Consider the following 17,928-nt stretch of genomic DNA (forward strand, 5'->3'; position numbering starts at 1 on the left):
ACGACAAGTACGCAGCAGTCGTTTTTAAGATCCCCTTCGCCAGCCGGCCTGGGCCAAGGCAACAAGCACTTTGGCGGCGGCAGGCTTCGCGTCGTTGACCATGTGCCGCTTGGAGATCCTGACCTCAGTCCACCCCAACGCAGCGTACCGTTCGGATCGTGTGATGTCCCTGGCGATCTGACTGTCCTCGCCGTGGTGGTCGCCCTCGTACTCGATTCCGATCTTGTATTTGCGGTAGGACAGGTCCGGCTCATGATGCCTGGTGCCATCCTCAGTAATGATCGGCACATTCAGCTCCGGTTCGGGCAGGCCCGCGCGGACAATCGCGAGCCGGAGCAGGGTTTCCTGCGGTGAATCAGCTCCGACCCGAATGAGTGCCAGGGCCTCCTTCGCCTTCCGGAGCCCCCGTTTGCCCCGGTGCCTGTCGATGGTCCGCTGCAGGTCCCTTGTGCTGCACAGGGGCATGTCCCGGCCCTCAAACTCCGGCCTGGGCACGCGGACGCAGGCATCCCCCATCACCACGAGCTCGTCGACGGACAGCAGCTCGGCCATGTCCAGCCAGGTCCGCGCCGGCGTTGTGACCGGAAGCCCGTCCATTGCCGTGACTTCATCCCCGTACAGCTTCATGCGGTGCACGATGACGTGGGGCCGGTCCAGGTAGGCTGCGCCCTCGGGGCGTATGAGGTGGTAGACGTCGAAGGCCTCATCCCGCCGCCGCTGCGGCAGTGAATGAAGCTCCGCGGCCGTAACGTGAGAGGCAGCACAAAGCTCGTTGACCTCGATGAAAGGACGGACCCGCGCGCCCAACGCAAGCTCCGCCGTCGGGCCCTCCATCCTGATGCCCCTGCCACGGTATGCCAGCGATCCGTGCCGCCAGCGGCGTGGGGAGACTCCGGCAACCGAAGCGTCACTAAGAGTGAAGGGGCGTCCCCGGAGTTCCTCCGGCAGCGGCTGTGGAGTCTTCATCGATCCATGACAGCAGAATCCAGGCAACACCCGCAGAAGTTATCCACACCCTCAATCGACTGCTGAGTACTTGTCGTTTTGAGGCCCGAAAACGACAACTACTCAGCAATCGATGAGTTAATCCTCGCTGTGCAGCTCACGTTGGCGCGCGCTGAGCAGCTCAAGCTCGGGGCGGCCGGCCACGAAGCGTTCGACGGCGTCGAGCACCTCCACGAGGTGCCTGCGGTCAGCTGCCACCAGCCCCACCCCCAGCTTCGTGCGCCGGTACTGGTTCTGGTCCCCCACCTCAGCGACGGAGACCTCGAAACGGCGTTTCACGTCAGCAACGAGCGGCCGCACGACCGAGCGTTTCTCCTTCAGGCTGTGCACGTCGCCCAGAAGAATGTCGAACTCGATCCAGCCGATCCACATGGCACTGGCCCTTGGTTATTCGATGGTGAGTTCACCCATGAGGTCCCACCCGTCGCCGTCGAGCTGCCGGCTGATGATCCTGGGTGTTTCGGCGAGGGCCTGCGGCATATCCGCCATGGCCTTCTGGAAGTGTGCGCTGTTGACGTGGTCGCCGGCGGCATCGTCCTTGAAGGCCTCCACCAGGACGTACTCGTTGGGGTCGTCGAGGCTGCGGGACCAGTCGAACCACAGGTTGCCTGGCTCCTGCCGGGTGGCTTCGGTGAAGTCCGCCACCAGGGCCGGCCAGCGCTCGGCCCACTCGGGCTTGACCTTGAACTTGACGACGATAAAGATCACTGGGATGTTCCTTCCGCGGCGAGACTGCGTGCCCCTTCAATGTACCGGGAAGTAACGTGGCGCTGCGCCGCGCGGGTGACCACACCGCCGGCGGCGTAGAACCAGTTGGCTGGCCTGCTGAACGCCCGGATCCGCAGCCACACTTCCCCCTGGCCGTTGATCTCCACTTCGAAGGACTCCTCCCCGCGGGCGGGATGGCCGGGCAACGTTCCGTAGCCGAAGCCGGCGGATTGGGGAACACCGTCCGGCAGGGGTTCGTGCACCCACACCACCTGGCAGGGGGCGGGCAGGCGGAACGGCCCGACGCCGAATCCGCTCACCACGCGCGCCCCGGGCACCGCCCTGGGTGAATCGGCGCGGACCCGGAGCCCTGCCCGCCGCTGCAGCTCCCAGCCCAGGATGCCGTCAGCAACCCGCCGGTAGAGGTCCAGTCCGTTCCCCAGCCGGGCCTCCTCGAGGACGCGGCTGTACCCTTCCGGGGCGAGGCCGTGTTCTGTGCCGCCCACGTCCGGGTAGTCCAGCCCGGCCTCCGTCTGTTCCCTGTCAGTCATTGCGGCCTGCCCTTTCGAACCGCGCCCAGCCCAGTTGCTCCTGCTGTTTCCGGCTCAAGCCGGACACCACCAGGTCGTACGAGTCCTCCACCATGTCGCGGATCATCCCATCCGGCAGCGAGCCGTCCAGACGGACTCCGTTCCAGTGGGTCTTGTTCATGTGCCATGCGCCGGTGATCGCGGGATGGACCGCGCGCAGCTGAACCGCCAGGGCCGGCTCGCACTTGAGGTTCACGTAGAAGTCGTCTTTGTCCATGGAGGACAGGGCAAACAATTTTGCCTCGTGGCGGGCTCCACCGGCGGTGCTGGCGCGGACCTTGAAGACCGAAGTCTCGGGTCCGAAGGGAAAATCCTCGTATGCGCCGGGAAACGAAAGGCAGATCCTGCGCAGCGCATTTGGGTCCATAAGGGAAGCCTATAAACAGGACCTGCCCGGTGCTAGTCTGCGAGGATGTCACGCGATCAGGGAGCCATACCTGTTCTGGATCTGAGTTCCGCACGGCAGCCCTACGGGACTTTCAGTTCCGGGTTTATCGAGCAACTGCGGCATGCCACCCACGATGTCGGGTTCTTCCAGGTCACGGGATATGGCGGACGGCCGGGCCAGGCAGAGCACCTACTGGACATCGTCCGGCGCTTCTTCGACCTGCCGCTCGAGGAGCGGCTGAAGCTCGACAACCGCTTGTCTCCCCACTTCCGCGGCTACACCCGCATGGGCACTGAGGTGACGCAGGGCCGGGCAGACGCACGGGAACAGATCGACTATTCGCCGGAACGTGAACCGGTCAGGGACTATCCCGCGGACCAGCCCTACTGGCTTCTGCAGGGCCCCAACCTCTGGCCTGACGACGCCTTACCCGAGCTGAAACCCGCGGCCATGGAATGGGCGGACCTCATGTCCGAGGTAGGGATGGAACTCCTGCGCGCCATCGCAGTGTCCCTGGAGTTGCCGGAGGACTACTTCGACGAACCCTTCCAGGGCACTCCCGCCTGGATGGGCAAGCTGGTGCACTATGTGGGTGGGGTGGTGGAGGCGGCCGGAGACCAGGGCGTCGGGTCGCACGCGGATTACGGATTCGTGACCCTCCTGCTGCAGGACGAAGTGGGCGGCCTCGAGGTCCTGCCGCCGGGCACCAGCCAGTGGCTGCCCGTTGAGCCGCTCCCGGGAGCCCTGGTGGTCAACCTTGGCGAGATGCTGGAGGTGGCCACGGAGGGATACCTTGCCGCCACCATCCACCGCGTGCAGGCCCCGCCGCCGGGCGTGGACCGGTATTCGGTTCCGTTCTTCTGGTCGCCCCGCCTCGACGCCGTCATTAAGCCCGTCCCGCTGGCGCCCGGGCTGAAGGCAGCGGCCCGTGGCATCACCGACGATCCCAACAATCCGCTGCTTGCGTCATTCGGCCTCAACATGCTCAAAGGACGGATGCGGGCGCACCCGGACGTCACCGAACGGCACTATCCGGACATGGTGAAGGGCCGGACCCGGTGAAGCGCTAAAGGTTGTACTTCCAGGCAACCTGGGCAGGACAGGCGTTGGCCACCACGTCCAGGCCTGCCGCCTTGGCGCGTTCCACCGCGGCTTCGTCCATGACGCCCAGCTGCATCCATACCGCCTTTGCCCCGACGGCAATGGCCTGGTCCACCACCTCGCCCACTTTCTGCGAATTCACAAAGCAGTCCACGACGTCGATGGGCTGCTTTTCCGCCGGGATGTCACCGAGGGTGCGGTACCCGGTTTCGCCGTGGACGGCATCCCCGCGGAGATTGACTGGAATGATCTCCATGCCCAACCTGTCACGGATGAACAGCGAGACGTCGTAGGCCGACCGCCACTCATTGGTGGTCAGGCCGACGATGGCCCAGCGGCCTTTGGTCCGGAGGAGGCGTTCGATGACTGCGGGATCGTTCGTGTGGCCCATGGGATCAGCCTACGCTGCAACTTGTCCAACAACGCGGGCCCGCCCACGCGCACCCGTTTGGCTGGATACCGGCTATTTCGCCGGGACTGCGTTGGTGCGGCCATTCCCCGGGCCGTCGCCTTGTCCTGCACCCTGTGGCGGGCTCTGGGCTTGGCCTGCATTGTCCGCGGAGCCGGCATTCTGTGCCGGAGCCCCGGGGTCCAGTCCGCCTGCCGGATTTGGTTCAGGCGTCCTGGCGCCACCCGGCACGGCGGGCGCACCGGTCCCCGCAGCGGCGCCGGTTCCAGCTGCCTCCGCAGGCGTTCGGTCACCTGTGGACGGTCCCGCAAGATCCTTGCCGTTCCCGGTTGCGGCATCCATGGTGGAGGATGCGGCGGAGCCGGCCGCGCATGCTGCGGCGCCGGTGCCGGGGCCGTGCTTAAGCGGTCCGGCGCAAACCGGGGCGGCAGGCACGCCTGATGGATCCCGCAACAGCCGGAAGCCATGGCTCCCGGCGCGGACAGTGCCACCAGGCGCGGCTGCCGATGCGGCACCTGCCGGTTCTGCGCCGGCTGCCGGATCCGTGGCACGGTAGCCGGGGGCAGCGGGCGCCGCGGTGGCAGGCCTGTTCCATGGCGCCCATTCCTCCAGCAGGTGCTCCACGCCGTTGTTTCCGGAGACCGTGGAGGTCGCGGCCACCCCGCCAACGCCCAACCCCATCCCGGCCACCAGGACCAGGCCCAGGGCGGTGGGACGGTGACGGCGGCGCCGGCGGCGGCGGGCCAGCTCATCCCCGGGCTGTTTGGCGGGGGCAGGCTCTCCGGCCCTTGGCGCGTCTCCTGTTTGAAGCAGCGCCGCCAGGTCACCGGAAGGTTCCGGCGCCGGCAGGGCCGCCAGGGAGCCCAGCGAGAGCAGGACGCCGCGGAGTTCCACGTCCTGGCCGAGGCCTGCGTCCTGCAACATGCCATCGACACGGGTGGCGAGGTTATCGGAAGCGGATGTCATGGCGCGAGATACTCCTTCACTGCCGCAAGGTCCCGGAGTTTCAATAGGGCGCGCCGCTGGAGCTGTTTCACGGCACCGGCACTCTTATTCATGGCCTCCGCTGTCTGTTCAAGCGTCAGGCCGCCCAGCAGGCGCAGCGACAGCACTTCGCGCTGGTCAGCGGGCAGTCCATCCAGGAGCCCCAGGACTTCCCCCGGCGAGATGCGTTGCAGGGCTTCGTTTTCCGCCGAGGTGTCCTCGCGCTGGTCAAGTTCCGGCTCGAACGGCAGCTTGGCGGGGCTCCGGCTCTGGCGTCGGTGGTCGTCCACCATCCGGGCGTGGGCAACGGAAAAGATAAAAGTACGCAGACCGCCCTCCCCACCATGGACAGTGTCGAGCCGGGGCAGGACGGACAGGAACACTTCCTGCATCGCCGCCTCCGGATCCTCGACTCCCCGGGCCGTGAGATAACCCAATACCTGTGACGCATATGTCTTGTAGACGAGGCTGAAGGCAACGGTCCCGGTAACCGGCCGGTCCTGGGCCTCATCTTTCTGGGCATCGGTCACTGACGTAGGACTTTCCGTCAAAAAAGGTGTTGGCTAGGCAGGCGTTCAGTACATCCGGAACGCTGCCCCCACTTTACCCTTCGGTAACCACCGCCGCAGGTACCGCCACAAGCCCGCCGAAAGACAAAAGAGCCGGCCTGGAACGTGATGGGGGACAGGTTCCAGACCGGCACTTCATAGAGGTAATCGCTGCGCACCGCGAAAGGGTTACGCGTTTTCAAAAACTTTTTTGAAACCAGCTTTTTCGTTCGTCAGCGGGCCGCTGCCCGGGTCCACCGGGGTGCCGTCCCCTGCCGTCGCGGCACCTTCGCCAGGGGGAAGGTATGCAGCCTGCCGGGCATCCGTTCCTCGCCGCAGGCGGGCACGACGGCGGGGGGCACGTCGGCGGGTGCGTCGGCGCCGGCCAGGGGGACGGCCGCGGGACGGACCGGGGCCCCTGCGGGACAAAGATCCGTGACCAGGCCGGTCCCCGCGCATTCGCGCACGGCGGCGATTCCGGCGGCGAGCGCCTGTTTGTCCTGGTACGGTCCGGAAACCGCCACCACGGCGCCATCCGGCGCCAGCAGCCGGAACCGGAAGAGGGAATCAGCGTCAACGAATGCTTCGAATTTTCCGGCCATGACGGTCCTTCCTTGGGCACCAGGGGGTACCAAAGAGTCTGGCCGCGACGGCGGCGGCCCCACAAGGCCGTTCACGTTAAGCCTGTGTAAATTGCTTTCCACCCCGCCACGGCAAGCGGCAGGCCACCCGTGGAAGGTGGCCTGCCGCCGTCGTGATCCTGCTGTGGAGGAGCGTGTCAGTCGTTGATGAGGTCGTTCACCACGATGGTCTGGTCCCGGTCCGGGCCCACACCGATGGCGGAGAACCGGGTGCCGGAGAGCTTCTCCAGCGCCAGGACGTAGTTCCGGGCGTTTTCCGGCAGGTCCGCAAGGGTGCGGGCACCGGTGATGTCCTCAGTCCAGCCGTCGAAGTACTCGAAGATGGGCTTGGCGTGGTGGAATTCGGTCTGCGTCATGGGCATCTCGTCGTGGCGTACGCCGTCGACGTCGTAGGCCACGCACACCGGGATCTGCTCGATGCCGGTGAGTACGTCCAGCTTGGTGACGAAGTAGTCCGTGAAGCCGTTGACGCGCGAAGCGTGGCGGGCCAGGACGGCGTCGTACCAGCCGCAGCGGCGCGGGCGGCCGGTGTTCACGCCGAACTCACCGCCGGTCTTTTGCAGGTAGACGCCCATCTCATCGAAGAGCTCCGTGGGGAACGGGCCGGCACCAACACGGGTGGTGTAGGCCTTGATGATGCCGATGGAACGCGAGATGCGGGTGGGGCCGATGCCCGAGCCCACTGAGGCGCCGCCGGCGGTCGGGTTGGACGAGGTGACGAACGGGTAGGTGCCGTGGTCGACGTCCAGGAAGGTGGCCTGGCCGCCCTCCATCAGGACCACCTTGCCTTCGTCCAGGGCGGAGTTCAGGACCAGGGTGCTGTCGATGACCAGGGGCCGGAGACGCTCGGCGAAGGACAGGAAGTACTCCACGATCTCGTCCACCACCACGCTGCGGCGGTTGTAGACCTTGACCAGGAGTTCGTTCTTCTGCCGCAGCGAACCCTCCACCTTCTGGCGCAGGATGGATTCGTCAAAGACGTCCTGGACGCGGATGCCCAGGCGGGCCACCTTGTCCATGTAGGCGGGGCCGATGCCGCGGCCGGTGGTGCCGATGGCCCGGCTGCCCAGGAAGCGTTCCGTCACCTTGTCCAGGACCTGGTGGTACGGGGCCACCAGATGGGCGTTGGCGGATACCCGCAGCTTGGACGTGTCGGCACCGCGGGCCTGGAGTCCGTCGATTTCCTGGAAGAGTGCCTCCAGGTTCACCACGCAGCCGTTGCCGATGATGGGGACGGCATTGGGGCTGAGGATGCCTGCCGGCAGCAGCTTGAGTTCGTACTTTTCACCGCCTACGACGACGGTGTGCCCGGCGTTGTTGCCGCCGTTGGGCTTGACGACGTAATCAACACGGCCGCCCAGCAGGTCGGTGGCCTTGCCTTTTCCTTCGTCGCCCCACTGGGCTCCTACGATCACAATTGCTGGCATGGGATCCTCCCCCATTCGTTCGGACTGCCCGCGTCCAGCCACCAGGTGGCGGGCCCGTGCAGCGCCGTTCATGAGAATGCCCCGAACAGACCGGCCTTCGCCAGGCCGCGTTGCGGCGCAGCGACGCAAGAGTTCGGGGGCTCTTACCACCCAAGTTTAGCGGATTGGGCACTTTGTCCAGCGTGTGGCCCGCCGCGGTCCCGTGGATAACTGGACCGCGGCCGGCCGGAGACGCCTACTCGTCCTCTGCTTCCCCCGCAGGCCGCGAGGTCTGCTCGGCGAGCGTGTCCCAGAAGGAGGTGTCGGCGCCGGCAATGGATCCGTCCGCGATCGCTGCGGCGGTCGATGTCAGCATAGTGACGGTCTGCTTGATCAGGTAGCCGTTGCTGCGCTGCCCAAGGGCGTAACCGTCCAGGTAGTGGTCCGACATGCCCCGCATCTCGAAGAGGAGGGTGGCGATGCCGTACTCCACGGCAATGCCGTTGCGGCTGATGGTCTCGGCGCTGCCGCCCTGGTACTTGCCCAGATGGCCCCAGCCGGTGGAGTCGACGTTGTTGAAGACCACAGCGCCCAGCTGCTTGGATTTTTCGACGACGGCGGGGTCGGCGTTGGGCGTGGTGGGATACAGGATGGAGCCGGACACCAGCTTGCCGTCGCGTTCCGCACGGGTGCCCTGGTGGTGCAGGTCGATCATGTAGTCGATCCGGTATTTGCGCATCACGTTGTTGTGCAGCGCCTGGGTTTCCGGCTGGACCTTGGCCAAATGGTCGCGGTTCAGGTCCACGCCCTCCGCGTTGTAGCGTGTGAGGTGCCGGTCCCCCTTGGCGAGGTAGTCATCCAGCGAAAAGTTCACGTCCCCCATGGCGCCGTCCGCGTTGAGCATGGGCACCACCAGGATGTTCACACCTTTGAGGATGTCCGCGGATTTGCCGGTCCCCAGGTGCTTGATGAACTCCATCGCGCCCTCGGTGGTCAGCTGCTCGTTGCCGTGCTGCTGGGTCAGGTACAGGATGGTGGGCTTGGCCGGGTCCGAGATGTACTTGACCAGGTGGATGTCCCGGCCTTTGACGGTCTGGCCGATGACTTCGAGCTCCATGGCCGGCTGCCTGGCGTCCTGGTCCTTCAGGAAGGAAACCATCTGGTCGTAGGTGGCCAGCTTCGAGGTAGTGATCTGGCCGTTGTCGCCGTAGTTGGGCCCTTCCCCCACAGCGTGGGCCGGGGCGGCTATGGCAACAACGGCCAGCGCCAAGGCTCCTGAAGCGGCAAGGGTCCTGAAAGTAGCCAGGGATTTCTTCACGTGCGGTACCTCTTTCGAGTGCATTGGGTGCGTCCAGCCGCCATGTCCCCCATTGCGGTCTGTGACAGAAAGCCAAGCAAGGAAACTACTGTTGGTCAATTACATTGACTAAAATTGTTTACTTCTTATTTCGAGCGGCAGCAGGGCTTATAACGGTTAATATCGGAAAAAAGTTCCCGCGCGCCGGCGCAAATCACGAGGGCCGGTAACCAAACGGCCCAGCGGAAGAAGTGCCAAGCGAAAGACTCAGTAATTCCGGATCATTAATCAGGCCAATCCTTACAGCCGACACTTTGTATTCCCCTGCTTTGGCTGAGACATCAGCGGGTTTTACCCCGGGCCAGGGCCGGTCAGGCTGAACGTTGACATGGATGGACACCAGGGCGCCCACTGAAGCCAGAATGGCCCCGGCATCGGCGCGGGCGCCCGCAATGAGGGGTGCCAGTGCCGTGTCCAGATTGGACACCGCTGCGCTCAATGGCACCACAACGGAGGTGGTGACAGCTTCCAAAACCGCCCCCACGAGGTTGCTAAGCAACGGCGTAAGATCCAGCCCGACGGCGGTGATAGCGGGCTGCACTGTGCCCGCCCGGTATTGCCCCACGGTTCCGGCGATCTGGATATCGGTGCTCCCCAAGACAGTGCCAACGAGCGGAACTTCAACACTCGCCTTAACGGTCGCCGATACTGTCACAGCATCGACTGCGGTCCCCAGCCGCATGGCGACCCGTGCAAGGAGCGATCGAACGTCTTCCTGCAACTGCGTGATGTCGGCCTGCGTCAGAACCACCGGAGTGTTCGGGGGCCGCCCCTTACTCAGCGCAGCCGCGCCGGGAAGCCTGGCCAGATCTATCGTCAGGCGGCCCGTGTCAAGACTGAGCGTCACAGCGCCTTGGGTCTGCGGCTGTTCAAGCAGCGCACGGACCGGACTGAGATCCAATCCGACGACGGCGGCGGTTGTTGTGGTCCTGACACGGCCCAGAGATCCGAGCGCCTCCTGAACTCCGGTATTCAGTGCACTGATGAGGTTGCTCTGCAGATCCTGCAGCGTAGGCACGCCAACAAGCGCGGTGTTCGTTGCGGCCACGATCGTACCGGCGGCGGGGACATCCGCACCCAGGTCAAGGCTTGCCACCCCGTACTCCCTTGAGATGCCTGGGGACGCGGCCAACGTAGGCCAGCCGTTGATCATGCCGCATGCCTGGACCGACGTGGAAGACGCCACGGCACCTACGTCGAGGGTTACGCCAGCCAGTGACGCGGGAACGATATTTCCCAGCGAGATTGCGGCCGCCTGCGGCGCGGTGGCAGCCCCGGCTGCAGTTCCACCCACGTCCACGGCCCCGGACTGGTCGGTGACGAGCCCGGCTGCAGCACGGGCTTGCCCGCTGTCCAGGGCCTGTGCCCACTGTGTGTAGGTGCCCAGGCCACCCACGGGGAGCCCCAGGCCCAGGCCCACCGTCACCGGATTAGTGCCAAGGGCCGTGACAGGCAGCTTACTGATGAAGGCGTCCGGAATGCCTGTCACCGGAGTAGCCGTGAGAGGCAGCGGTGACGCCGCACCGTCGGCGTTGGTGACGGTGAGACCCTCAACTCCGGCTATGGACTTCAGGTTCGTGCCCAGGACGCTCCCCGTGAGCTGGGTGGCCGATGCCTCGCCGCTGAAGAGCGTGTTGGTGGCACAGTCCCCCGGAGAGCCAACGCCTACGCTGCCGGTGGCCCACTCGTTGTCCACCCACGCCGCCGTGGTGACCGTGGCGGTCGCCACCAGGGAAACCGCAGCCGCCGCTGCTATCGCCAGGGAGGTGCGCGGATTCCTGGCCGCGCGGTGACGCAGGTTCCTGCGTGGGGCTGTCATGATGTTCTCCCGGTCCGGGCCCTGGTTCGGCGGCCGGCCGCCACGGCCGCCGCGCCCAGGAGCAGAAGGCCGCTGCCTGCCAGCAGTCCCTGGAGCACCGCTGCCCCTGTGTTCGCCAGCGGTACTGGCGGCCGCTGCGCCGGCGGGCTCACGGCGTCGTCATTGCCTGCAGCGGTGACCCCGATACCCAAGGTCAGTGATGTGTCCCGCGGATCCTGCGAACCCCCAGGCCGGGACAGGATGAAGCGGAGGTAGGGTGAGGTACCGCCGCGCAGATCCCGCAAGGGAACCAGCACATCCTGCCGGTGTTCGGCCAGCGCCACCGGCGCTATGCGCGGCGTGGACGCGGTGGGACAGCGCAAATCCCCGCCAAGGCCGCTGCTCCCCTGCCACTGGACATCGCATTCGTCCACAGAAACCAGGTAAGTGTTTGTGCCGGCGATCCCACCATCGGCAGTCAACTGCAGGGTCGACTGACCGCTGGGCTGGTCCACCGAAATGCCAATCTGCCAAGTGAAGGACTCCCCTGCTTGAAGCGCAGGAAGGGCCAATGGATACACCGACGAAGAAAGGGAAAGGAAACCTGCCGCTCCCGTCTCCGGAACCGGCACCAATGGTTCGTCAGCCACCGCTGCGACGGGCGCAGCGGTGGCCAGCAGAACTGCGATAACCCCCACGGCTCTTGCGACGTGCCTGAAGCTGGGTCCCGCCATGTCAATTACGACCTTACTGTTGTGGTTTCGCCGGGGGTTCGTCGTCGACCTCCACCTGGCCAGTTGCACCGTGCCGCGGCCAGTAGGCCCATGTCACCAGCACGGTCACAGCGAGCGTTGCTGCGCCCAGGAACTCCGGCCCCCGTGAAGCCATGACCCAGGCTCCTAGGCCGGGAACAGTGAACAGCACCTTCTGGGCCGTGGCCACCTCGTAGGGCAACGGGTCATCCGACGTGTTGGCGTCGCCGCGAAGCCTTAGCGATGCGGTGGCCCCCTCCACACTGGGCGGGTCAACTGCCACCACGCGGTGGGTCACCAGGGCGGTCGCCGCTTCCCGGCGGACCGACACGACGTCGCCCGGGACGAGATCCGTGGCGGTGACCTGCACGGTCAGGGACAGCGCTCCGACCGGATAGAGCGGCTCCATCGATCCTGTACGGAAAACGACGAAGGACGCCTTGAAGAAAAAGCCGAGGACCAGGCAGAGGATGCATGCCAGTCCCAGCAGGGCAACGAGGGAAAGCAAGACCTCCCTGAGCCCCCTGGCCGCGCCTCGAACAGCCGGCGGGACCCGGGTTCCGGAGGGCACGCCGGCCGCCCGGAACCCGTACCCACGCCTGGCGGATATCCGCTGCACGGGTGGCGGCTACTGCTGGCCCACAGTGCTGCTGAAGGTCCACAAGGGGGTCGTACGCAGTCCCTGAAGATCAACACTTGCATTCGAAGGAAGCGTCAGGGCGAAGCAAAGACTCACGGGTGCACCCGCGGCTGCATCCGTAGCTCCGGCCGCCAGGTTGATGGGGGTGCCCGAACGGGTGTTCAGGGTCGAGCCAACGGGAACAAGATCAGCTCCATTGGAGGAGAAGTTGGTGGCGTTGCAAAGGTCCTTGTCCACATCCTTCTTCAGCTGGTACCGAAGAGCACCGTACAGCGCTGCAGAGTTGGTGACCGAGTCTGCTTCGTCGAGCCGGGCAGCCCCCGTCAGCGTGGCCACCAATGATTGGGACTTGTCCGAAGCGCGCAACTGCATCGGGGCGTAGACAGTCGATCCCGGTACGAGATCGTCAGCATTGACGCTGAACGTCAGGGCTCCACCGGGAGCAGCCGGCTCGTCATTCCAAACCGCCTCGCCCGAGGTGCCGGACCAGGTGTTCTGCTCCATGTGGTAGACCTTGGTACCCGGGCCGCCGCCGTTCCCGCTCTGGCCGAAGACCCACTCGTTGTCCGTCCACGCAGCAAGGGTGAAGGCCGCGCCGATCCCCAGGACAAGCCCGCCGGCAAGAATGGCGCGGACTTTATTAGCCTTTTGTGAGCGCGGCCTAGCGCTGGCTGATTCAACCATGATTTCCCCCAAATTAGAATTAAACCCCGAACGGTAAGAACCGGGACACGGGTATGGGGGATTATCGGTATTTCCCCCAAAAGACCGATGTTTCTACACCATCATTACTTACTAATTAAAGTCAAGTCGGTGTATTAAATGTTATCAACTGCCGCTTTCCCGCGGCTGAATGGGGCGGACCAGCTGCCCCTGACGCCGGCGCGCCACATTCTGAAACCGATTTGCCCCGCCGCCTTGCTGTCGCTTTAGGTGGGAGTGAACCATCCGGAGCGGCCAAGAGACCTGGCTCAGTGACGCCGCAGCAACCACGGTCCGGCAGCACAGCCGCCGGCCGAAGGTGCTACTGCCAGGACCGATGGAAAGGAACCCAGCATGTCTTTGAACACCGATCACATCCGCGTAACCCACGCCGGCTCGTTGCCCCGGACGCCGGAGCTCATCGCGGCCAACGCCGCCAGGGAGGCCGAGGGAATTACGCCGGGGTTCCTGGAACTCCTCGAAGGTTCCGTGGTGGACGTGGTGCAGCGCCAGAAGGACCTGGGCATCGACATCCCAAATGACGGCGAGTACGGGCACACCATGTCCAGTTCCGTGGATTACGGTGCGTGGTGGAACTACTCCTTTGCGCGTCTGGGCGGCCTGGAGCCGACGAATGTGGACCGCTGGGCCGATGCGCAGGTGCACCGCTCTTCCCCCGGCAACATCGTCTTGACCTCCTTCCCGGACCGCCGGGACCGGCAGGCGTTCAACGAGGCCTACAACGACCCCTCCTCCGGCATCCTGACGCACCGCAAGAGCGTCGCCCAGCCCAAGATCACCGGGCCCCTGACCTACACCGGCCAGGACCTGGTGGCATCGGACGTCCGGAACCTGAAGACCGGACTGGCTGCGGCCGGGCTCTCGGACGGCTTCGTTGCGTCCCTCTCCCCCGGCTCCTGCGCCCGGCTGGCCAATGAGTACTACAAGACGGACGAGGAGCTCGTCTACGCCTGTGCCGATGCCATGCGGGAGGAATACAAGGCCATCATCGATGCCGGCCTCACGGTCCAGCTCGATGATCCGTCCCTGGCCGAAAGCTGGGACCAGATCAACCCCGAACCGTCCCTGGAGGACTACCTGAAGTTCATCCAGCTGCGCGTTGAGGCCACCAACTGGGCGCTGCGCGACCTCCCGCAGGAACAGATCCGCCTGCATGTCTGTTGGGGTTCCTGGCACGGCCCGCACACCACGGACATCCCCCTTGCCGACATCATCGGGTCAGTGCTGCAGGTCAACGCCGGCGCATACTCCTTCGAAGCAGCCAACGTCCGCCACGAACACGAATGGCGGGTATGGGAGGACACCAGGCTCCCCGAGGGCAAGGTGATCGTCCCCGGCGTCGTTTCGCACGCCACCAACGTGGTGGAACACCCTGACCTGGTGGCAGACCGCATTGTCCGCTTTGCCGACATCGTGGGCCGCGAGAACGTCGTCGCCTCCACCGACTGCGGCCTGGGCGGCCGCGTCCACCCGCAGATCGCCTTCGCCAAACTGGAGGCCCTGGGCGAGGGCGCACGCCGCGCCACCAAACGTCTCTGGTAGCACTGAAGCCCGAAACGCCGGCTGTGCCTTCCATCACCGGAAGGCACGGCCGGCGTTTCGCTTCCCGCGGCTTGCTAAACTGGACAAGGCCGGCCAGGAGCCGGCCCACCCCAACCAACCGCCACCGACATGACGCGCGCCCGCGTGCCCGTTTCGGTGACGGCAGCAATGCCAATCCCCGCAGGAGAACCAGCCCTTCATGACAGCCCTGGCCCCCGAAACATTCCACGAACAGCTCATGAGCCGCCGCTACGAACCCAGCGTGGCCGCCGTCAACGAACTGTGCGACTCCCTGCGGGAAGCCAAGCCCGGAACCACAGTTCCCTACGTGGACCCCATGCACGACGTGGAGGAATGCCGCATCGTCAGCCTTTTCTCCAACATCGGCGAGGCGGACAAGTCCGGGTTCATCACGGCAGGGGACCAGGACGCTGCCACCCGTATGCTCGGCATCCAGTGGAAACTGGGCCTGCGCCCCGAGTTCGTCATGCCGTGGAACGTCCACCCCTGGCATGTCCCGGGTGAAGTCAACGGCAAGTTCACTCCCGACCAGATCCAGGCCGGCCTGAAGCCCCTGCTGAAGTTCCTGGCCCTGGTGCCCCGCGCCTCGGTGATCGTGGCGCACGGCACCGAAGCCAACCGCCTGGCGAACCTCCTGCTGAAGACCGAAGTGCCCCTGCTGTGGCGCCGCGGCCTGAAGACCTACAAAGTCCGGTCCTTGAGCGGCCGCGCCTTCGCCGGCTCCCCGGCGCGCCAGGAGGAATACCTCGAGGACATGCGCGCCGCCTACGCCGATGCCATGGCGCGCACGGGCATCGCCAACAAGGGCTAGCCACGTTTCGACGGACTTCATAGCCAGGACGACGGCGGCCGGTCCCCTTTCATGTGAAAGGTGACCGGCCGCCGTCGTCCATCTGGAGGGGCCTCCGCCGCCGGGGGTTCCCTGGCTGAGCGAATCGACGCCAGGGAGGCGGTGGGGATCTAGGAGCCTTCGATGGCCGCCTTGGCTTTGGGGTCGGAGTCATTGAGGAACTTCTCGATCCGCTCCGGCTCGTCAGCTTCGCCGATGGCCGATGAGGCCCGGCCCAGGGAGTAGAGGGCACGCAGGAAGCCGCGGTTCGGCTCGTGCTCCCAGGGAATGGGACCAACGCCGCGCCAGCCGTTGCGGCGCAGCGCGTCCAGTCCGCGGTGGTAGCCCACCCGGGCGTAGGCGTAGGAGTCGATGGTGCGGCCCTCGGTCCACGCTTCCTCGGCCAGGATGGCCCACAGGAGCGAGGACGTGGGGTGCTTTTCCACCAGGTCCAGGGCTTCGTGCCCGGCCTCGAGCTGCCCGTATACCTCTGTTTCGGCAGGCAGGAGCGTGGGCTCCGGCCCCATCAGGTTCCGGCGGAACTCGTCCGACATTTAGAAGGTCTTTCCGGCCGAGCCGAGCTGCTTGGTGGCTTCCACCACGCGGGCTGCCAGGCCGGCTTCGGCGGAGGCGCCCCACACCCGGGGGTCGTAGGTCTTCTTGTTGCCCACTTCGCCGTCGACTTTCAGGACGCCGTCGTAGTTCTTGAACATGTGGTCAGCCACGGGACGCGTGTAGGCGTACTGGGTGTCCGTGTCGATGTTCATCTTGATCACGCCGAAGGAGACGGCGTCGGCGATTTCCTGGTCGGAGGAGCCGGATCCGCCGTGGAAGACCAGGTCGAACGGGTTCTCCTTGCCGATCTTGGAGCCAACCTGCGCCTGGATGTCCTTGAGGATCTCCGGGCGGAGCTTCACGCCGCCGGGCTTGTAGACGCCGTGCACGTTGCCGAAGGTCAGGGCCGTGATGTAGCGGCCGTTCTCGCCGGATCCCAAGGCGTCGATGGCGGCCAGGGCGTCCTCCACCGTGGTGTACAGCTTGTCGTTGATGGCGTTCTCGACGCCGTCTTCCTCGCCGCCGACGGTGCCGATCTCAACTTCGAGGATCATCTTGGCGGCGGCGGTGCGCTGCAGCAGCTCGCGGGCAATCCGCAGGTTCTCCTGCAGGGTCTCTGCCGAGCCGTCCCACATGTGCGAGTTGAACAGCGGGTTGCGGCCTGCCTTGACCTCAGCCTCGGAGGCTTCGAGCAGGGGCAGGACGAAGCCGTCCAGCTTGTCCTTGGGGCAGTGGTCCGTGTGCAGGGCGATGTTGACGCCGTAGTTCTTGGCCACTTCGCGGGCGAAAGCCGCGAAACCCAGGGAACCGGCAACCATGTCCTTGGTGGAGGCACCCGACCAGTAGGCGGCACCGCCGGTGGACACCTGCACGATGCCATCGGACTCCGCTTCGGCGAAGCCGCGCAGTGCGGCGTTCAGCGTCTGCGAGGACGTGACGTTCACGGCCGGGTAGGCGAAGCCGCCCGCCTTCGCGCGGTCGATCATCTCGGCGTAGATCTCTGGGGTTGCAATGGGCATGCTGGCTCCTCTGCTGAGTTTCGTCTGTGGGTGGATGACCCTCAAATAGACCGCTTACGGCTTGGCACCATCCTAGCCATTCCCGGGCCGGGAGTGCTCTGGGTTACGCCCCACCCGCACCCTAGCCTCGCAAGCTCGGCCAGGGAACCCCGCGGGCGTGGGCCCGCCACCCGCACCCTAGCCTCGCAAGCTCGGCCAGGGAACCCCGCGGGCGTGGGCCCGCCACCCGCAGGTCTGGCTACACGTGCTGGTCGAAGACGTGCCGGCGGATCCAGGCGTGCATGGCGATCGCGGCGGCGGAGGCTGCGTTGATGGACCGGGTTGAGCCGAACTGCTCAATGGACAGGGTGGCGACGGCGGCCTGGTGGACTTCCGGGGTCAGCCCCGGGCCCTCCTGGCCGAAGACCAGCACGCAGTCGCGGGGTAATTCGTAGGTCTCCAGGGGCACCGAATCCGGGAAGATGTCGATCCCGATAATGGCCAGCCCCTCCCCCTGCGCCCACTGCACGAAGTCCCCGACGGTTGGGTGGTGCCTGACGTGCTGGTAGCGGTCGGTGACCATCGCCCCCCGCCGGTTCCACCGCCGCCGGCCGATGATGTGCACCTCCTTGGCGAGGAAGGCGTTGGCGGTGCGCACCACGGTGCCGATGTTCAGGTCGTGCTGCCAGTTCTCGATGGCCACGTGGAAGTTGTGCCGCCGGGAGTCCAGCTCGGCAACAATCGCCTCGTGTTTCCAGTACCGGTACTTGTCCAGCACGTTGCGCCGGTCGCCGTCCGCCAGCAGGTCAGGATCCCAGTGGTCGCCTTCAGGCAGTTCCCCTTCCCAGGGCCCGACGCCGACCTCCGCCTTTGCGGATTCGGCCTCCTCGGGCTCGTGGTGCGGTTCGTCGGTCATTCCGGGCGTTTGGTTCA

21 protein-coding genes and 1 riboswitch are annotated in these 17,928 nt (G+C 65.7%); of the genes, 3 read left to right on the forward strand and 18 right to left on the reverse strand.

Features of this window, described 5'->3' with window-relative positions:
- Nucleotides 1-24: 24 nt before the first annotated feature.
- From RM50_RS06845 to RM50_RS06865, 5 genes are all read right to left on the reverse strand, one after another.
- The gene (locus RM50_RS06845; protein WP_043451175.1) at nucleotides 25-966 is read right to left on the reverse strand and encodes a hypothetical protein; all 942 of its coding nucleotides are present in this window, start codon (nucleotides 964-966) and stop codon (nucleotides 25-27) included.
- Nucleotides 967-1,083: 117 nt separating this feature from the next.
- Nucleotides 1,084-1,377, reverse strand: a complete 294-nt coding sequence (locus tag RM50_RS06850) for a DUF503 domain-containing protein (protein ID WP_043451176.1) — start codon at nucleotides 1,375-1,377, stop codon at nucleotides 1,084-1,086.
- A gap of 15 nt (nucleotides 1,378-1,392) precedes the next feature.
- A complete protein-coding gene (locus tag RM50_RS06855; protein WP_043451178.1) occupies nucleotides 1,393-1,713 on the reverse strand; it encodes a putative quinol monooxygenase in 321 nt (106 codons plus the stop codon).
- Entirely contained in the window at nucleotides 1,710-2,264 is a 555-nt protein-coding gene (locus tag RM50_RS06860; RefSeq protein WP_043451180.1) for a DUF1990 family protein, read from the reverse strand. Before RM50_RS06860 ends, RM50_RS06855 begins: the two co-directional genes overlap by 4 nt.
- On the reverse strand, nucleotides 2,257-2,670 hold the full coding sequence (locus RM50_RS06865) for an MmcQ/YjbR family DNA-binding protein (RefSeq protein ID WP_043451181.1): 414 nt from the start codon (nucleotides 2,668-2,670) through the stop codon (nucleotides 2,257-2,259). Before RM50_RS06865 ends, RM50_RS06860 begins: the two co-directional genes overlap by 8 nt.
- A gap of 45 nt (nucleotides 2,671-2,715) precedes the next feature.
- Between RM50_RS06865 and RM50_RS06870 the strand changes: the two genes are divergently transcribed.
- Complete coding sequence (locus RM50_RS06870) at nucleotides 2,716-3,753, forward strand: isopenicillin N synthase family dioxygenase (RefSeq protein ID WP_043451182.1); 1,038 nt, start codon at nucleotides 2,716-2,718, stop codon at nucleotides 3,751-3,753.
- A 4-nt stretch (nucleotides 3,754-3,757) separates the two neighbouring features.
- Here RM50_RS06870 and RM50_RS06875 read toward each other — a convergent pair whose 3' ends face one another.
- From RM50_RS06875 to RM50_RS06920, 10 genes are all read right to left on the reverse strand, one after another.
- Nucleotides 3,758-4,183: a CoA-binding protein gene (locus RM50_RS06875; RefSeq protein ID WP_043451184.1), complete on the reverse strand. Its 426-nt coding sequence runs from the start codon at nucleotides 4,181-4,183 to the stop codon at nucleotides 3,758-3,760.
- 72 nt (nucleotides 4,184-4,255) lie between these two features.
- Nucleotides 4,256-5,167 (reverse strand): hypothetical protein, encoded by a 912-nt coding sequence (locus RM50_RS20190; protein ID WP_052260021.1) that lies wholly within the window; start codon nucleotides 5,165-5,167, stop codon nucleotides 4,256-4,258.
- The gene (locus RM50_RS06885; protein WP_043451186.1) at nucleotides 5,164-5,715 is read right to left on the reverse strand and encodes an RNA polymerase sigma factor; all 552 of its coding nucleotides are present in this window, start codon (nucleotides 5,713-5,715) and stop codon (nucleotides 5,164-5,166) included. Before RM50_RS06885 ends, RM50_RS20190 begins: the two co-directional genes overlap by 4 nt.
- A 251-nt stretch (nucleotides 5,716-5,966) precedes the next feature.
- Nucleotides 5,967-6,335 carry a YegP family protein gene (locus RM50_RS06890; protein WP_043451187.1) on the reverse strand — a complete coding sequence of 123 codons (369 nt, stop codon included), beginning with the start codon at nucleotides 6,333-6,335 and terminating at the stop codon, nucleotides 5,967-5,969.
- Nucleotides 6,336-6,511: 176 nt separating this feature from the next.
- A complete protein-coding gene (locus tag RM50_RS06895) occupies nucleotides 6,512-7,801 on the reverse strand; it encodes an adenylosuccinate synthase (protein ID WP_043451331.1) in 1,290 nt (429 codons plus the stop codon).
- A 235-nt stretch (nucleotides 7,802-8,036) separates the two neighbouring features.
- Nucleotides 8,037-9,122 carry a M14 family zinc carboxypeptidase gene (locus RM50_RS06900; protein WP_043451189.1) on the reverse strand — a complete coding sequence of 362 codons (1,086 nt, stop codon included), beginning with the start codon at nucleotides 9,120-9,122 and terminating at the stop codon, nucleotides 8,037-8,039.
- 169 nt (nucleotides 9,123-9,291) lie between these two features.
- The gene (locus RM50_RS06905; protein WP_043451191.1) at nucleotides 9,292-10,956 is read right to left on the reverse strand and encodes a choice-of-anchor G family protein; all 1,665 of its coding nucleotides are present in this window, start codon (nucleotides 10,954-10,956) and stop codon (nucleotides 9,292-9,294) included.
- Nucleotides 10,953-11,633 carry a hypothetical protein gene (locus RM50_RS06910; protein ID WP_240471903.1) on the reverse strand — a complete coding sequence of 227 codons (681 nt, stop codon included), beginning with the start codon at nucleotides 11,631-11,633 and terminating at the stop codon, nucleotides 10,953-10,955. The genes RM50_RS06905 and RM50_RS06910 overlap by 4 nt, the downstream gene beginning before the upstream one ends.
- Nucleotides 11,634-11,682: 49 nt before the next feature.
- On the reverse strand, nucleotides 11,683-12,195 hold the full coding sequence (locus tag RM50_RS06915) for a peptidase S26 (protein WP_043451194.1): 513 nt from the start codon (nucleotides 12,193-12,195) through the stop codon (nucleotides 11,683-11,685).
- 120 nt (nucleotides 12,196-12,315) lie between these two features.
- Nucleotides 12,316-13,011: a SipW-dependent-type signal peptide-containing protein gene (locus RM50_RS06920; RefSeq protein ID WP_043451195.1), complete on the reverse strand. Its 696-nt coding sequence runs from the start codon at nucleotides 13,009-13,011 to the stop codon at nucleotides 12,316-12,318.
- Between the two features lie 257 nt (nucleotides 13,012-13,268).
- Nucleotides 13,269-13,373, forward strand: a riboswitch (SAM riboswitch).
- Nucleotides 13,374-13,383: 10 nt separating this feature from the next.
- Here RM50_RS06920 and RM50_RS06925 point away from each other — a divergent pair.
- Nucleotides 13,384-14,592 (forward strand): cobalamin-independent methionine synthase II family protein, encoded by a 1,209-nt coding sequence (locus RM50_RS06925; RefSeq protein ID WP_043451197.1) that lies wholly within the window; start codon nucleotides 13,384-13,386, stop codon nucleotides 14,590-14,592.
- Between the two features lie 199 nt (nucleotides 14,593-14,791).
- Nucleotides 14,792-15,424, forward strand: a complete 633-nt coding sequence (locus RM50_RS06930; RefSeq protein WP_043451199.1) for a uracil-DNA glycosylase — start codon at nucleotides 14,792-14,794, stop codon at nucleotides 15,422-15,424.
- A gap of 149 nt (nucleotides 15,425-15,573) precedes the next feature.
- On the opposite strand, the gene RM50_RS06935 is transcribed toward RM50_RS06930, so the two are convergent.
- The 3 genes from RM50_RS06935 to RM50_RS06945 all read right to left on the reverse strand — a co-directional run bounded on the left by RM50_RS06935 (nucleotide 15,574) and on the right by RM50_RS06945 (nucleotide 17,911).
- Nucleotides 15,574-15,996, reverse strand: coding sequence for a DUF3151 domain-containing protein (locus tag RM50_RS06935; RefSeq protein WP_043451201.1), 423 nt, complete (start codon nucleotides 15,994-15,996; stop codon nucleotides 15,574-15,576).
- Nucleotides 15,997-17,016, reverse strand: a complete 1,020-nt coding sequence (gene fbaA / locus RM50_RS06940; protein ID WP_043451203.1) for a class II fructose-bisphosphate aldolase — start codon at nucleotides 17,014-17,016, stop codon at nucleotides 15,997-15,999. It abuts the gene before it with no gap.
- A gap of 238 nt (nucleotides 17,017-17,254) precedes the next feature.
- The gene (locus tag RM50_RS06945; protein WP_240471904.1) at nucleotides 17,255-17,911 is read right to left on the reverse strand and encodes a TrmH family RNA methyltransferase; all 657 of its coding nucleotides are present in this window, start codon (nucleotides 17,909-17,911) and stop codon (nucleotides 17,255-17,257) included.
- Nucleotides 17,912-17,928 lie beyond the last annotated feature (17 nt).

The sequence above is a fragment of the Pseudarthrobacter phenanthrenivorans genome (assembly GCF_000813845.1).
GTDB classification, from domain to species: domain Bacteria; phylum Actinomycetota; class Actinomycetes; order Actinomycetales; family Micrococcaceae; genus Arthrobacter; species Arthrobacter phenanthrenivorans_B.

What these genes read in the sequence shown, in the direction of transcription:
- RM50_RS06920 (WP_043451195.1), bottom strand. Translation starts at nt 13,011, where the DNA reads ATGGTTGAATCAGCCAGCGCTAGGCCGCGCTCACAAAAGGCTAATAAA.
- RM50_RS06900 (WP_043451189.1), bottom strand. Translation starts at nt 9,122, where the DNA reads ATGCACTCGAAAGAGGTACCGCACGTGAAGAAATCCCTGGCTACTTTC.
- RM50_RS06870 (WP_043451182.1), top strand. Translation starts at nt 2,716, where the DNA reads ATGTCACGCGATCAGGGAGCCATACCTGTTCTGGATCTGAGTTCCGCA.
- RM50_RS06905 (WP_043451191.1), bottom strand. Translation starts at nt 10,956, where the DNA reads ATGACAGCCCCACGCAGGAACCTGCGTCACCGCGCGGCCAGGAATCCG.
- RM50_RS06875 (WP_043451184.1), bottom strand. Translation starts at nt 4,183, where the DNA reads ATGGGCCACACGAACGATCCCGCAGTCATCGAACGCCTCCTCCGGACC.
- RM50_RS06895 (WP_043451331.1), bottom strand. Translation starts at nt 7,801, where the DNA reads ATGCCAGCAATTGTGATCGTAGGAGCCCAGTGGGGCGACGAAGGAAAA.
- RM50_RS06845 (WP_043451175.1), bottom strand. Translation starts at nt 966, where the DNA reads ATGAAGACTCCACAGCCGCTGCCGGAGGAACTCCGGGGACGCCCCTTC.
- RM50_RS06930 (WP_043451199.1), top strand. Translation starts at nt 14,792, where the DNA reads ATGACAGCCCTGGCCCCCGAAACATTCCACGAACAGCTCATGAGCCGC.
- RM50_RS06890 (WP_043451187.1), bottom strand. Translation starts at nt 6,335, where the DNA reads ATGGCCGGAAAATTCGAAGCATTCGTTGACGCTGATTCCCTCTTCCGG.
- RM50_RS06925 (WP_043451197.1), top strand. Translation starts at nt 13,384, where the DNA reads ATGTCTTTGAACACCGATCACATCCGCGTAACCCACGCCGGCTCGTTG.
- RM50_RS06850 (WP_043451176.1), bottom strand. Translation starts at nt 1,377, where the DNA reads ATGTGGATCGGCTGGATCGAGTTCGACATTCTTCTGGGCGACGTGCAC.
- RM50_RS06860 (WP_043451180.1), bottom strand. Translation starts at nt 2,264, where the DNA reads ATGACTGACAGGGAACAGACGGAGGCCGGGCTGGACTACCCGGACGTG.
- RM50_RS06945 (WP_240471904.1), bottom strand. Translation starts at nt 17,911, where the DNA reads ATGACCGACGAACCGCACCACGAGCCCGAGGAGGCCGAATCCGCAAAG.
- RM50_RS06865 (WP_043451181.1), bottom strand. Translation starts at nt 2,670, where the DNA reads ATGGACCCAAATGCGCTGCGCAGGATCTGCCTTTCGTTTCCCGGCGCA.
- RM50_RS06935 (WP_043451201.1), bottom strand. Translation starts at nt 15,996, where the DNA reads ATGTCGGACGAGTTCCGCCGGAACCTGATGGGGCCGGAGCCCACGCTC.
- fbaA (WP_043451203.1), bottom strand. Translation starts at nt 17,016, where the DNA reads ATGCCCATTGCAACCCCAGAGATCTACGCCGAGATGATCGACCGCGCG.
- RM50_RS20190 (WP_052260021.1), bottom strand. Translation starts at nt 5,167, where the DNA reads ATGACATCCGCTTCCGATAACCTCGCCACCCGTGTCGATGGCATGTTG.